The 12,810-nt window shown below is 56.0% G+C and carries 15 protein-coding genes; 8 read left to right on the forward strand and 7 right to left on the reverse strand.

All coding sequences use genetic code 11. The features are described 5' to 3' along the window. Window positions 1-99: 99 nt before the first annotated feature. Window positions 100-1,035 carry a LysR substrate-binding domain-containing protein gene (locus HALA3H3_RS03395; protein WP_022519895.1) on the reverse strand — a complete coding sequence of 312 codons (936 nt, stop codon included), beginning with the start codon at window positions 1,033-1,035 and terminating at the stop codon, window positions 100-102. A 93-nt stretch (window positions 1,036-1,128) separates the two neighbouring features. Between HALA3H3_RS03395 and HALA3H3_RS03400 the strand changes: the two genes are divergently transcribed. Then, the gene (locus HALA3H3_RS03400) at window positions 1,129-2,049 is read left to right on the forward strand and encodes a DMT family transporter (protein ID WP_022519896.1); all 921 of its coding nucleotides are present in this window, start codon (window positions 1,129-1,131) and stop codon (window positions 2,047-2,049) included. A gap of 193 nt (window positions 2,050-2,242) precedes the next feature. On the opposite strand, the gene HALA3H3_RS03405 is transcribed toward HALA3H3_RS03400, so the two are convergent. Then, window positions 2,243-2,989: an SDR family NAD(P)-dependent oxidoreductase gene (locus HALA3H3_RS03405; RefSeq protein WP_022519897.1), complete on the reverse strand. Its 747-nt coding sequence runs from the start codon at window positions 2,987-2,989 to the stop codon at window positions 2,243-2,245. 84 nt (window positions 2,990-3,073) lie between these two features. Between HALA3H3_RS03405 and HALA3H3_RS03410 the strand changes: the two genes are divergently transcribed. Together HALA3H3_RS03410 and HALA3H3_RS03415 are read left to right on the forward strand one after the other, a co-directional pair. After that, a complete protein-coding gene (locus HALA3H3_RS03410) occupies window positions 3,074-3,709 on the forward strand; it encodes a TetR/AcrR family transcriptional regulator (protein ID WP_022519898.1) in 636 nt (211 codons plus the stop codon). Beyond that, complete coding sequence (locus HALA3H3_RS03415; protein WP_022519899.1) at window positions 3,706-4,101, forward strand: VOC family protein; 396 nt, start codon at window positions 3,706-3,708, stop codon at window positions 4,099-4,101. Before HALA3H3_RS03410 ends, HALA3H3_RS03415 begins: the two co-directional genes overlap by 4 nt. On the opposite strand, the gene HALA3H3_RS03420 is transcribed toward HALA3H3_RS03415, so the two are convergent. Genes HALA3H3_RS03420 through HALA3H3_RS03430 form a run of 3 tightly spaced genes read right to left on the reverse strand, consistent with a single transcriptional unit; the run spans window position 4,094 to window position 6,273 of the window. Beyond that, window positions 4,094-5,092 carry a saccharopine dehydrogenase NADP-binding domain-containing protein gene (locus HALA3H3_RS03420; RefSeq protein ID WP_022519900.1) on the reverse strand — a complete coding sequence of 333 codons (999 nt, stop codon included), beginning with the start codon at window positions 5,090-5,092 and terminating at the stop codon, window positions 4,094-4,096. The two genes, HALA3H3_RS03415 and HALA3H3_RS03420, sit on opposite strands and share 8 nt — an antisense overlap. A gap of 2 nt (window positions 5,093-5,094) precedes the next feature. Continuing rightward, on the reverse strand, window positions 5,095-5,490 hold the full coding sequence (locus tag HALA3H3_RS03425) for a VOC family protein (RefSeq protein WP_022519901.1): 396 nt from the start codon (window positions 5,488-5,490) through the stop codon (window positions 5,095-5,097). A gap of 39 nt (window positions 5,491-5,529) precedes the next feature. Beyond that, a complete protein-coding gene (locus HALA3H3_RS03430; protein ID WP_022519902.1) occupies window positions 5,530-6,273 on the reverse strand; it encodes an SDR family NAD(P)-dependent oxidoreductase in 744 nt (247 codons plus the stop codon). Between the two features lie 140 nt (window positions 6,274-6,413). Between HALA3H3_RS03430 and HALA3H3_RS03435 the strand changes: the two genes are divergently transcribed. The 4 genes from HALA3H3_RS03435 (at window position 6,414) to HALA3H3_RS03450 (ending at window position 9,982) form a co-directional block, all read left to right on the forward strand. Then, a complete protein-coding gene (locus HALA3H3_RS03435; RefSeq protein WP_022519903.1) occupies window positions 6,414-7,301 on the forward strand; it encodes an AraC family transcriptional regulator in 888 nt (295 codons plus the stop codon). Window positions 7,302-7,375: 74 nt separating this feature from the next. Then, window positions 7,376-7,966, forward strand: a complete 591-nt coding sequence (locus HALA3H3_RS03440; RefSeq protein WP_022519904.1) for a TetR/AcrR family transcriptional regulator — start codon at window positions 7,376-7,378, stop codon at window positions 7,964-7,966. 488 nt (window positions 7,967-8,454) lie between these two features. Then, a complete protein-coding gene (locus HALA3H3_RS03445; protein ID WP_022519905.1) occupies window positions 8,455-9,327 on the forward strand; it encodes a flagellar hook capping FlgD N-terminal domain-containing protein in 873 nt (290 codons plus the stop codon). Between the two features lie 160 nt (window positions 9,328-9,487). Further along, entirely contained in the window at window positions 9,488-9,982 is a 495-nt protein-coding gene (locus HALA3H3_RS03450) for a hypothetical protein (protein WP_022519906.1), read from the forward strand. Between the two features lie 147 nt (window positions 9,983-10,129). On the opposite strand, the gene HALA3H3_RS03455 is transcribed toward HALA3H3_RS03450, so the two are convergent. After that, window positions 10,130-10,702 carry an Lrp/AsnC family transcriptional regulator gene (locus HALA3H3_RS03455; protein ID WP_238326065.1) on the reverse strand — a complete coding sequence of 191 codons (573 nt, stop codon included), beginning with the start codon at window positions 10,700-10,702 and terminating at the stop codon, window positions 10,130-10,132. Window positions 10,703-10,718: 16 nt separating this feature from the next. Here HALA3H3_RS03455 and HALA3H3_RS03460 point away from each other — a divergent pair, with 16 nt between their 5' ends. After that, window positions 10,719-11,891 (forward strand): MFS transporter, encoded by a 1,173-nt coding sequence (locus tag HALA3H3_RS03460; RefSeq protein ID WP_022519908.1) that lies wholly within the window; start codon window positions 10,719-10,721, stop codon window positions 11,889-11,891. Between the two features lie 91 nt (window positions 11,892-11,982). Here HALA3H3_RS03460 and HALA3H3_RS03465 read toward each other — a convergent pair. Further along, a partial coding sequence (locus tag HALA3H3_RS03465) for a DUF808 domain-containing protein (RefSeq protein ID WP_082116811.1) occupies window positions 11,983-12,810 on the reverse strand: 828 nt, incomplete at its 5' end.

The following is a 12,810-nucleotide window of genomic DNA, read 5'->3' on the forward strand; positions in this document are numbered from 1 at the left end:
GCCATTTCCAAACGTGGAGCAATACGAACGAGATCGGCAAGATTGAGCAGGTTCAAGGGCTGCCGCTTAGGTCAGAAGGTAATCGATCAGCGCTTACCTTCAATACGCGCTTTGTGAGTTCGTACAAACCTCATCACCCAACACCTCACGCAGCCAACCCAATAACGCTTCGCTGCCTGGGCGTTGAGGCGCGCCCTGGCGTGTGTATAGGGCGATGGCATCGTGCTGGGGCAAGCTCTCTGCCACCGGGCGGATCAGTTCGCCATTTTCAATTAACCGTTGCGTTGTGCGCCGCCATCCCAAGGCGATACCGTGCCCCGCGACAGCTGCTTGCAATAGCAGTGGATAGCTGTCGAACACAGCACTCTCCGCTGATGAGAGTTCAAAGTGCCCCATGGCACGAAACCAGTCATCCCACTCCAGCCAATCCGGCGGTTCAGCGTGGTGGTGCAGTAGCCGCTGGTTCAGCAACGCGTTGAGACTCAGCGGCGTAGTGGCCCCTTTCAGGTAAGCAGGGCTGCAGACCGGAAATATCTCGTCCTCGGCGGTAAACACCAAGCGATGGCTCCCGCTTGGCCTACCGTTGGTTTGCAGCGCGATGTCGAAGCGGCCACTAAATTCGGTAATCGGCCTTGTCGACGTCGCCAGCTGTATCTCAATGTCAGGATAGCGACGATTAAAGTCCGCCAGCTGTGGCATCAGCCAATAGAACGCTTCGCATAACTGGCAGAACAACACGACGCGCTTATCATCCGGGTCGCCGCGCAGTCCCTGAGCTCCCGTAGCAATACTTTCCAGCGCCTGGGAGACCGTACGGCCAAACTCGCGCCCTTCCCGGGTAAGAAACACACGGCGATGACGGCGCTCGAAAAGCATCACGCCAAGATCTTCCTCCAGCGCACGGATCTGCCGGCTGATAGCCGCTTGGGTCAGGTGAAGCTCATCGGCGGCACGCGAAAAGCTTTCAAGCCTGGCGGCAGCCTCAAAGGGACGCAGCGTCGCCAGCGGCGGAAGAGACTTGATGAAGTTATCCATAATCTGAGCTCATGCATTGTGACGCAGAAGTCGTTTGAAGCACTGCTTGAGGCAGCGGCATTCTAAAGCGGAATTCATACTTGGAATGCTGCAATGAAGGGCACCGCTGCACCACAAGATAATACCCTACAGGGCATAAGCCTTATCGTGGGAGCTGTCTTTCTGCTGGCGTTGACCGACGCTCTGGTTAAGTATCTGAGTGCCAGTATGTCGCTATGGCAACTCTATGTCATCGCCTCAACACTATCGCTGCCGATACTCTTTGGATTGATCATTGGCCATCCAGGCCCTCGCCCCAGGGTAAAATCACGCCGCTGGGTGGCGATTAGAAGCCTGCTTCTGTTACTGATGTGGATAGCCTACTACGCAGCACTGCCGCTGACTCCGCTCTCTGTGGCGGCGGTCGCCATTTACACCACACCGCTGTTTATTGCCGTGCTGGCTGCTTTTGGGGCGGGCGAGCATCTTTCACGCCAGGCTTGGCTGGGCATCCTCTGCGGTTTCCTCGGCGTGGTGGTGGTGTTGCGCCCTGGCGGCGACACCTTCACACCTGCCACACTTCTCCCCGTGCTTGCCGCCCTCTTTTATGCGCTAGCCATGCTGGTCACTCGCCACCACTGCCAAAGAGAGCACCCCTTACTTCTCACCCTGGGATTAAATCTAGCCTTCTTGGTAGCAGGCACTCTCTTCAGCGTGATGGTGGCAATCAACAGCACAGCATCGCTCGCTGAACGCGCGCCATTCCTGTTCGCCGGTTGGCAACCGCTAGACGCCGAAGCGTTATTGATCGTGGGTGCCTACGCCCTACTGTTGATCATTGTGAATACCGGGGTGGCCAGGGCTTATCAAATTGCCCCTTCGGCGTTGATCGGCACCTTTGATTACGCCTACCTCATCTTTGCCAGCCTTTGGGGCTACCTGTTATTCAGTGAAGTGCCCGATGCCATGACTTGGCTGGGTATGGGCATGATCTTAATGGCGGGGGTGATGGTGTTACGGCAACGGCGGGGTTGACGCCTATTTCTTGATGAACTACCGAAAAGCCTTCGGTAGTTGCTTAACCAGCATCACCAAATTCCTTTACCACCTCAGTTATTCAGATCATATCTTGAGCCGATTATGGTTTATATTCGGCTCATAGGTCAGTCAATGGCAGATAAGAATAGCAAGGAACTGTATAGCTCTATCCAACGGTGCCGGTTCCTCACTATGTCTGCGAAGCGCCACCATCAGCAAACAATTCCACCCCGTTAACATAGCTGGCGGCATCGCTGGCCAAGAAGGCAGCAACGGAGGCAATCTCCTCGGGTTCACCGATGCGCCCTAGCGGGCTTTTGGCTGTCAGGAACGCCATGCCTTCCTCGGCGTGCTCGCCGAATGCCTCGCGCAATGAAGCTGTGTTGGTGGGCCCAGGGCTCAGGATATTGATGCGAATACCCGTTCCCTTCAGTTCCGCCACCCAACTGCGCACCATGTTGCGCACAGCCGCCTTGGTACCACCGTAGACGCTCATGGTCGGCCCTGGGTCTATTGAGGACGAGGAACCAACGATCACAATGCTGGCACCAGAGCTCATCAAGCCCAGCGCCCCCTGAACGGTCAGCACCACGCCTTTAACATTGGTCGAGAACTGCTGGTCAATCTGCTCTTCGGTGATCTGCCCAAGCGGTGCGTGGCTGCCGCCACCGGCATTGGCCACCAGGATATCGATACGCCCGAAGCGGTTTTTCACGGACTCATAGAAAGGCGCCAAGCTCGCAGCACTGGCGACATCGGCCACTATCCCTATAGCGCTTCTGCCCAGCCTGTGCACAGCCTCATCCAATACCGCTTGCCGCCTCCCCGTTATCACGACATCGGCTCCATCATCGATCAAGCGCTTGGCGATGGCAAACCCGATACCACTGCTACCGCCGGTCACGACAGCAACGTTACGGTTCATGTTCTGTTTCACAGCATCACCTTTCAGTTTGTAGTAGTCACTAAAGCAATGCTATAGTGATCACTACAAACAAAAGAGTCAATCGGTATTATCAATATGAAAAGCAAACCATCCAAAACCGGCGCTGGCGAACGCGTGGCAGAACGCTCACCTCGACGCCCCTTCGACAGAGAGGCGGGCGTTGTCGTTGCAAAGGATCTATTTCACGAACGCGGCTACGACGCGGTAGGGGTTGCCGAGCTCACCCGTGCACTGGGCATCAATCCGCCTAGCCTCTATGCCGCCTATGGCAACAAGGCGGGCCTGTACGAACGCTGCCTGGCGATCTACGTGGCAGAAGCCAACCTGCCGGCAGACAAGATCCTGACGCCCGACCGGCCCTTATCAGCAGCAATCGATGATTTACTGCGGCAAGCCGTCCGGCTCTACACCAAGTCGAAAGCCAAGCGTGGCTGCATGGTGGCTGAAGGCATGCGCGCCGATGATCCTCAGGCTCGTCAACTGGCCAACGCCTATGGCGACGCAGCGGCAGACTTTATCGAGGGCTACATCAAGAGAAGTCAGCCGCACCAGGCACGAAAACTCGCTGATTACGTTGTGACGACACTGCAAGGTCTTTCAGCAGGCGCGCGCGCTGGCCGCTCAAGGGCTCGCCTGCTTGCCGTAGCCGAACTGGCTGGCCAGGCCTTCGCAACCTTTCTTCATACACCCGATGAGAGCAAAGACACATGAGTATTCTTGACCATGTCGAGTTCGCCGTACGCGATGCGGAAATATCGCGATGCTTCTACGAACAGGCGCTAGCTCCGCTGGGCTTCAGCCGAATTATCACCGTAGGGCCAGACCGCACGCGCAGCGGCGGCACACGGCATGGCTTTGGGATGAAGGGCTACCCACGGCTATGGATACACGACAACGAGCAACCGGGCGAAGGCGTTCATATCGCCTTCACCGCAGCAAAACGAGCCACTGTCGATGAGTTTTATCGCGCCGCGCTGGCAGCAGGTGGGCAGGATAACGGCGCGCCGGGCGTGCGCACCCACTATCACGACAACTACTACGCCGCCTATGTGCTAGACCCGGACGGCGTCAACGTGGAAGTGGTCTGTCAGCAGCTCAACTGATGGGAATATCAGTGATTCGCGTATCGGCGATGCTCTCGGCAAAGCCGTGGCCGAACAGGCCCGCAGGGGTTTGGAAGCCGGGCCTCACCTCACCAGCAAGCACTCGCCGGGCAGCTTCCGCTGCCGCTATGGCCGTGAAGGTGTAACCGTTCACCGTATCAAGCAGCGAGCGCGCTACCGAACCGTCCATATCGGTCACTTCGACAACTGCATGGTAGCGGTTCGCCTCCCGCTCATCGGAACTGGGCCCCGCTGGGAGTTCGTTGGCGTCTCCATCGGGGAACGCACCCGCCGCCACATGCACGAAGGTTTCGATATCACGCACGCCTGTCGCCTGGTGGAAGGTCACGAGGTCGGGCAGCGTGACAGGGAACGACGATAGCGGGCCCTCGCCAAAATCGAAATCGCGCACCTCCTCTGGGCTGCGTGCAACGAGTTCGCCGCCGACCAGATGAAGCGTCTCCGTCGTGATGTTCTGGCTCGCGCTGGTCACCGACCCTCTCGACATTCCCCCCGCCACCTTCAAGGCGATACTGATCTTGCGCGGGTTGCTGACTCGCGCCACGGCATGCCCCGCCAGGCTTCCCAGCATCGCGACGCTACCACCGCTTCCCGGCAGCAGCATGACACCCGCAGCACGCGCCTGCCCGTCGAGCGCCAACGCTTGCCGGTAGGAGTCGAGTTCCGCCGAGAAATCGAGATAGTGCACGCCAGCACGAATGGCGGCCGACATCAGCGGCTTGGCCGTGTTCATAAAAGGCCCGGCAGCGTTGAGCAGAACAGAGATGCCTTCAAGGCCCCTTGCGATTGCCCCCGGATCATCGAGCGAAAAGAGCCGACTACCAGCGCCTAAACGCCCTGCCAATATGTCCAGCGACTCACGATCCTTCACACGCCCTGCGACAACCAAGTGAATACCTGCAGATGCAGCGTGCTCCGCCGCCATGCCACCGGTGTAACCGGCAGCGCCATAGATCATCAATGTTTTCATGGTCAGTGCTGCCAGCTTTTGTAGACAAACTCTAGGCTATAGCCGTCAAGATCCCTGACCTGTGCGGCGTAATAGCGGGGGTCATAGTGGAGCTGAGGCCCAGGCGGATGGATCTCGGTGGCGCCCGCCGTCATAGCTTCGGCATAGGCGGCATTGACCTCCTCTTCGGACGCTGCCACGAAGCCCACATGCACCGCACCGGGCACCGCCTCTCCCTGCCTTAGCCAGAAAAACACACGCCCCTTGGCGCCGAACCCCTTCAGATCAGAGTGGCCAGGCGGGCCATCATGACCGTCAAAATCGTGGCGGTTAGTAATTCCCAAAAGGGGTAGCACTCGCTCGTAAAAAGCAATGGAACGCTCGGTATCGCTCACCGTGAGGAAAATATGATCAAGCATGGGACACTCCTTTAGATGACCTACTTTAGATGGCCTACTTTAGATGGCATAGCCACCAGCAACTTCAATGTTTTGGCCGTTGATCCAACCGCCATCCTCGGTCAGTAGCGAAGCGATCACACGAGCGACCTCCTCCGGCTCACCGACCCGGCCTAGGGCCGTTTGCGAGGCCAGCAGCGCCTCGAACTCTGCATTCAAACCGCCGCCGAGTTCAGTGCGAATGGGCCCAGGCGAGACAGCGTTAACGCGAATGCGGCGCTCACCAAACTCCTTCGCCATGTAGCGCGTCAGCACTTCCAGCCCACCCTTGAACGTCGCGTAAGGGGCAACGCCAGCCGTGGCCACACGAGTTGTGGCACTGGTCAGATTGACGATGCTCGAGCCCTCTTGTAGCAACGGCAGCAGCGTCTGCGTCAGAAAGAACGGCCCTTTTAGATGCACGTTCATCAGGCCATCGAACTGCGCCTCGGTGACGGTCTCAATGGGGTTAAAGAGCCCGTATCCGGCGTTGTTGACCAGCCCGCCCACCCACTGGGTGTTCCACTTGGTACGTAGCGTTTGTTCCACCGCTTGCCGGAAACTTGCCAGGGAGCCAATGTCGCCAACATCCAGTTCAAGCGCCTCCGCCTGGCCTCCCGCCGCCTCTATTCGCCGCACGACCTCGCTCGCGGCCTCGGCATTGCTCTTGTAAGTGAGGATGACGCCCAGCCCACGGCGTGCACACTCCAGTGCCGTGCTTGAGCCGATACCCCGACTACCTCCGGTAATGACGATAGTGCTCATGTGACACTCCAGTGAGATTTAGTCTCCCCATCATAGGCATCAACTCACCTAACGCCCCGCCTGTTCCTACCGCAATCCTGCCTATTTCTGCTTTTCGCTTTTCGCTTGTCCCTGCTCCTGGTCTGGCATTCAATAGCGTCATGGAAGAACAACTCAACGAACTTCGCCGTCTGGCTGCCCATGCGCAAAACCGCCGTACCGAGACTGGTATTCCCCGGGTGGCGATGGTGCAAGGCGCAATTCCAGAACACGAGCTTGCCGCCGTGTACGACCCCATGGTCAACCTGATCCTGCAGGGCAGCAAATCCATGACCGTGGGCGGGCGCACCCTGCACTACGACCCCGCGACCTATTTTGTGATGTCAGTTGATCTGCCTGCAGCGGGGGTTGTACGTAGTAGCAACTCGGGAGAACCCTACCTTGCGGTAAGCCTGACGCTGGACGCCACCCTATTGGCTGGCCTGCTCTCGGAACTGCCTAATGCTGGCAGCAGCGCCGGGCATGCAACGGGGTTTTCCGTAGCAGCAGTGACGCCGGAACTGCTCGATGCCTGGGTGCGCATGTTGCGCCTGATGGAGCAGCCAGCCGACATTGCGGCGCTTGCACCCGCCTACGAGCGCGAGATTCTTTACCGGGTGCTTCAGGGGCCAATGGGCTGGATGCTGCGCGACATCGCCACACCAGACACCGCCCTTGCACGTGTGCACCAGGTCATTCAGCGACTTCGTAACGACTATGCACGGCCCTTACGGATGGAGACGCTGGCCAAGGAAGCAGCCATGAGCATCTCTGCGTTCCACCGCCACTTCAAAGCCGTGACGGCGCTCAGCCCCTTGCAGTATCAGAAGCAAGTTCGGCTACTTAAGGCGCGGACACTACTGATTTCCACCGGTTACAGTGTCACGGAGGCAGCTCACGCAGTGGGATACGAAAGCTCCACGCAGTTTGGCCGGGAATATGCCCGCACTTTCGGCCGGCCTCCGGCGAAAGATGCTGCACGGATTGTTGAGCAGATGAAGTCGAGGTAACTTACCGCGCCACATCCTCTAAATTTTACGTCGGGCTTCTTGACAGCAAACCTACTAGAAGGTAGGTTTGGTGCATGACTAAACTGACTAACACTTCTGACGAAATCATCCGCTGCGCGCGCACCTTGATCATTGCGGGCGGATATAACGGTTTCAGTTATGCTGATATTGCCGACGTTGTCGGTATTCGAAAGGCAAGCATTCACCATCACTTTCCCAGCAAAGTCGATTTAGTTCGGACGCTGTTGCAGCTTTATCGTGAAGAGGCGAAAGCGGGGTTGGCTACAGTAAAAAGCTATAATACCGACCCAGCAGACCAACTGCGCGCCTATATCAACTACTGGACGGCGTGTATTGGCGATCCCACGAGCAGCTTTTGTGTGTGCGCATTACTCGCGAGCCAAATCCCGGTGTTACCCCCAGAGATTGTGGTTGAGGTGAGGGCTCATTTCCGAACGCTATCGACGTGGCTGGCCTCTGTAATAGAGGAAGGGGCGACGCAAAATGCCTTTTTACTTACCGGGACCGCGCAATCTGAAGCGGAAAGCTTCATGGCGGCCGTGCATGGCGCCATGCTGTCGGCAAGAGTCTACGGCGACGAAAAAGTATTTAGCGTTGTTACCGAACCCTTAATCGAACGACTTATCAATGATCAGGGTAAGTAAAAAGGCAGTTTTGATTTATCGACACAGCCTACCTACTAGAAGGTAAATACCACTAACCAAGCTACGAAATTGGTTCTCCCAATATATCGCATCCAGGGAACCTTCAATTCGTCCTTTAACCCTACCTTCTAGTAGGAAGCTAATGAGAAAAATATGCGAAGAATTCTATCCGAATCATTCTCGGGGCCACTGTGAAGATGAGCTAGCGAGGAGGATCGACGGAAGCGGCCGCTATGACGAAATGAACAGCGTGGACTAGATGGTATGGCACTTCGCTTCGTTGAGGCTATGGGTACACCACGAACGAGCCATTAAGTTAGCAATAGGAGCGAGATGACGATTATGACTGGATATAACGATACGACTTTCCTCTTGCCAGCAAAGGAAATGCCATACGGCAGCGGCTTAAGCCTGCCCCTCGCGGTAGCTACCTTGCTGCTTTCCGTTTTGCTAGCAGCATGTCTCATCAGTGCCAGGAGGTGGGTCGCATGATGTACCCAATTAGCAGCTCACCCGCAGCAACAATGAGAACTTCCCACACGGGGACAACAAGAACCAGCGCCCATGGGCAGAGAGGGATTAAAATATCAGAGGAGCCGTTCTTCCCCCTGCTGACTGCGCAGATAAAACACCAAGATGCTCTTAAGTCCGTGGATTCCTCCGACTCCGTGTCGCAGCCCGCCGCCCTATCGGAGTTGTCTGCGTTTCAAGAGACTGATAGCACACAGGAATGCAGCGACAGAATCCTGCCCTTAGCGGAAAGTGGACAGTTTCTCGCCTTCCTGAACGAGCAGATAAAACACCAGCAGCTTCTTGAATCAAAAGGCTCCTTCGACTCAGTGTCGCAACTGGTCACCCTCTCAAGGTTGTCTATATATCACGATACGGGCAGAGCGCCGAGACAGTGCCATTCCCATCCAGGCAGCGGCATCTTTGATGCCAGTTGGCTCAATTGCGACACTATTGCGCTTCAGGCCACCACACCACCTCTAGAGGAAAGATATGCTGAGCAGTTTCTGAAGGGCGGCAAATGGGATGCTGACGTTATTTTCCTAGCGGCTGAAAAAACCGACCTACATACGCCCCCTCTTCAGGCGCCTGCAGCACTCGATCAAGCGCTCGCTTGGGAAGCCTTCATGGATGACGTTTATTATCCTGACCCGGTGAGTATATCTATAAATTTGAGCCACGCCTGGGCCATTGGCGTGTGGATTCCGTTCTACAACCCCGCCCTACCCAAACGAACAGACGCCAAATCGAAACGCCGGTCATCGTCTTCCCGCCTAACTGAGCATTGGATATCAAGTAGACACAACAGCCTGGCGCAAGACGAGCTGCCTGCTGGGCTTGCTGCTCAATGAAATAAATAAGATGGCCAACAGCACCTTCTCCTAAAACAGAAACACGCACTACCTCGCAGCAAAGCTGCGTCTTACTAACTACCTGCTACACACTATCCACTACACGCTACCTACTAGAAGATAGGTATAGAGTTTTTTAAATTATCATAAGGAACCCTTTATGGACATTTCACCTCTTGGTTGGTTACACACTATGGGAAGCCTTCCGGCCATTCCTCTCGCTATCTATATGCTTGTTAAACATGGTCGAGTTGCCCCCAACACCAAGGCAGGTCGCGCTTATTTCTGGTTCATGTTGCTAGGCGCGCTCACGGTCTATCCGATTGCGCATCAGTCCATAAGCGCGATCGTTGCCACCATCACGCTCGGGGTGGTTTTGTTGGGATATGGTATCGCCAAGTGGTCCAAAACGAAGCGATTCGGCAAATATGTCGAAACTGTTTTACTGAGCATCAGCATCTTCATGTTAATAGTTCCCACCGTCAGTGAAAGTTTGAGGCGGCTACCTGTCGGAGATCCAATCGTGACTAATCTGGATGACCCGTTATTGCTCGGCGTACAAAGTGTACTGTTGATTGCACTGATACTTGGCATCCCGTTGCAGCTACGGGCGCTCTACAAGCAACAAGTGCTTCAAAGTAGGCTGAACAACTGAGGTAAATAAGTTCTAAGTTTCGTGGTTACCGACCCCTCGCCTGTATCGCTCAAGGCGAGGTCTCGATAAGTGTCCTGCCAAGGGCCCCACCTCAAAGATACTCTTTAGGCCCGTCGCCCCTTTCCCCCCTGCTTTGGAGAGGGTTACCTAATCTGGCGATGGGCCTCTTTCCAGGAAGGTTGAAAGCGCAATGTAGCTGCGGACAGACCTGACGCCTTCAAGGCTCTGAATCTCCATCAGGAAGTCTTCGAGAGATTCGGTGTTAGCCGCGCGTACTTTAATGAGCACACAGCCATCTCCTGCCACGGTGTGCAGCTCTTCTACTTCGGGTCTGTCGGCAAAGGCCAGTAGTTTGCGCGTGGCGCTGTAGCTACTGGTATCGACCAGCAAGAAAGTCAGCAGCGTTCGGCCAAGCTTGCAGCCGTCGAGAATGGCGACGGTGCCCTTGATGACCCCATCACGTTTAAGCCTTTTTACGCGGTCATGCACAGCGGGAGCGGATAGATGCACGATTTTGCTGAGTTCAGCGTAGCTACGCGATGCATCTTCAGCGAGCGCACTTAATATTTTTCGGTCAATTGAATCAAGTTCAGCCGGATGATGCTTTATCTGCCGAATAGCATCTGTTTCTTTATCTGACGGCACCATTATCGTTTTACCTCCGAATATTATTTTCAATAAAATAAATATAACCGAATCACATTCGATTGAAAATATCATATACGGAGACACTATTATGCCATTAGCACTTTTCGCGTTGGCGATTGGCGCATTCGGTATCGGACTGACTGAATTCGTCGTCGCTGGCATCCTCCCCCAGATCGCCAGGGATTTCGGCATTGATATACCCACGTCAGGTTTAATGGCCACCACCTACGCGTTAGGCGTGTTCGTGGGCGCGCCCATCCTGACGATTCTAGGCGCCAAGGTGCCACGTAAAACGATGCTAATTAGCCTCGCCCTCATCTTCACGCTAGGCAATGTAATCACGGCAGTGGCGCCGACACTCCCCATCGCGTTGGCGGGCCGTATTTTAACGGCGTTCAACCACGGCACTTTCTTCGGTATTGGCTCCATCATCGCCGCCTCTCTGGTAGCGAAAGACCGTCAAGCTAGTGCCATAGCCCTCATGTTCTCAGGACTGACGATGGCAAACCTGTTCGGTGTCCCTGCTGGCACCTGGCTCGCGCAAGCCTATAGCTGGCGGCTAGTATTCTGGTTGATCGCCGGAATTGGTCTTATCACCGTCATCAGCGTCGCGCTGCTAGTGCCCCAGATCAAAGCGGGCAAGGCCATCGCCTTGAAGAGTGAACTACGTGCCTTCGTAGACCCACAGGTTCTGCTCGCCATGGGCATTACCGTCTTCGGCCCTGCCGCTTTCTTTACCTCTATTACCTACATCGCCCCGATGATGGTCGAAGAGGCAGGGTTTTCCGACACCGGTGTGGCAAAACTGATGGTTCTGTTCGGACTGGGTCTGGCGGTTGGTAACTGGGTAGGTGGTCGCTTTGCTGACCGCTCACTTTTCGGAACGCTGTTTGTGACCCTTGCCGCGCAGGCTGCGGTACTTTTCGTCTTCTGGCTGGGCGTTGGGAACAGCGTTGTGGCTTCGGCCTCTGTCTTCCTCATGGCCGCCTTTGGTTTCGCCACCGTCTCCCCGATCCAGAAACTGGTGATGGATCGTGCCAGCCAAGCAGGCGCACCCACCATGGCAGCGTCGGTGAACATCGGTATGTTCAACCTGGGTAATGCAATCGGCGCATGGGTGGGTGGCGCGACGATTGCCGCCGGGTTCGGTTTGGCCTCTCCAAACTGGGCGGGTGCCATCCTTTCGTTGATCGCTTTAGGCTTGGCCGTCATTGCCTGGGCGAGCGCCGGTCAGCAGTATTCAGCGGCGCTGGCAGAGTAAGGTCACGGGAAATACCGTCACCCTATCTCACAAAAATGCCCGCCTTTATGGCGGGCATTTAGATGCCTGATACTTACTTCGCGGCGCGCACCTACTCGGCATGCGCCTTCTTACCGGGAAGTAGGTGCATCACACCCACCACCACTGAGCCCACCAAAAAGCCAATTACTGCAGAGCACAGCGTATTGAAGCTCCAGCCCAGCATGCTTCCCAAGACACCGGTTACCTCGCGAATGCCTAGCTCAATATGGTGTACCCACTCATAGGGCGCGTTGAACCAACCCGTTCCATCGGCACCCAGATTGGCCATCAGAATATGCCCACCCACCCAGAGCATGGCGACGGTGCCCACGACCGAGATGGTCGCTAGCACCTTGGGCATAGCAGTCACCAAACCACGGCCCAGGGTCTGCACTCCCGAACTATCCCGCTGGGCGAGCTTTAGGCCGATATCATCCATCCTGATCAACAGCGCGACCACGCCATACACCAGAAGTGTGATGAAAAACGCGACCACCACTAGGCTAACCATCTGCGACCAGAACCCTTGATGGGAAACGGTTGAAAGCGCGATCACCATGATTTCGGCGGACAGAATCAGATCGGTGCGAATGGCGCCACTCACGATTTTTTTCTCGGCTTCAGGCCCCTTCTCTACCGCTGGCTTGTCGTCGTCATGTTTGCCGGAGAGCTTGTGCCAAACCTTCTCCGCGCCCTCAAAGGCCAAGTAGGTGCCGCCCACCATCAGGATGATCGGCAATAGCGCAGGCAAAAAGTGATTCAGCAGCAGAGCCACCGGCAGGATAAACATCAGCTTGTTGCGAATAGACCCCAGCGCGATCTGCTTCACAATCGACAGTTCACGCTCCGCAGTCACCCCCTGCAAATATTGCGGCGTCACCGCCGTATCATCCACCAC

Origin of the sequence: Halomonas sp. A3H3 (assembly GCF_000982975.1) — a bacterium.
Lineage (GTDB): Bacteria > Pseudomonadota > Gammaproteobacteria > Pseudomonadales > Halomonadaceae > Vreelandella > Vreelandella titanicae.

Coding starts and splice junctions, on each gene's coding strand:
- HALA3H3_RS03410 (WP_022519898.1), top strand. CDS start 3,074: ATGAAAAGCAAACCATCCAAAACCGGCGCTGGCGAACGCGTGGCAGAA.
- HALA3H3_RS03455 (WP_238326065.1), bottom strand. CDS start 10,702: ATGATATTTTCAATCGAATGTGATTCGGTTATATTTATTTTATTGAAA.
- HALA3H3_RS03435 (WP_022519903.1), top strand. CDS start 6,414: ATGGAAGAACAACTCAACGAACTTCGCCGTCTGGCTGCCCATGCGCAA.
- HALA3H3_RS03430 (WP_022519902.1), bottom strand. CDS start 6,273: ATGAGCACTATCGTCATTACCGGAGGTAGTCGGGGTATCGGCTCAAGC.
- HALA3H3_RS03395 (WP_022519895.1), bottom strand. CDS start 1,035: ATGGATAACTTCATCAAGTCTCTTCCGCCGCTGGCGACGCTGCGTCCC.
- HALA3H3_RS03440 (WP_022519904.1), top strand. CDS start 7,376: ATGACTAAACTGACTAACACTTCTGACGAAATCATCCGCTGCGCGCGC.
- HALA3H3_RS03425 (WP_022519901.1), bottom strand. CDS start 5,490: ATGCTTGATCATATTTTCCTCACGGTGAGCGATACCGAGCGTTCCATT.
- HALA3H3_RS03415 (WP_022519899.1), top strand. CDS start 3,706: ATGAGTATTCTTGACCATGTCGAGTTCGCCGTACGCGATGCGGAAATA.
- HALA3H3_RS03400 (WP_022519896.1), top strand. CDS start 1,129: ATGAAGGGCACCGCTGCACCACAAGATAATACCCTACAGGGCATAAGC.
- HALA3H3_RS03460 (WP_022519908.1), top strand. CDS start 10,719: ATGCCATTAGCACTTTTCGCGTTGGCGATTGGCGCATTCGGTATCGGA.
- HALA3H3_RS03420 (WP_022519900.1), bottom strand. CDS start 5,092: ATGAAAACATTGATGATCTATGGCGCTGCCGGTTACACCGGTGGCATG.
- HALA3H3_RS03445 (WP_022519905.1), top strand. CDS start 8,455: ATGATGTACCCAATTAGCAGCTCACCCGCAGCAACAATGAGAACTTCC.
- HALA3H3_RS03450 (WP_022519906.1), top strand. CDS start 9,488: ATGGACATTTCACCTCTTGGTTGGTTACACACTATGGGAAGCCTTCCG.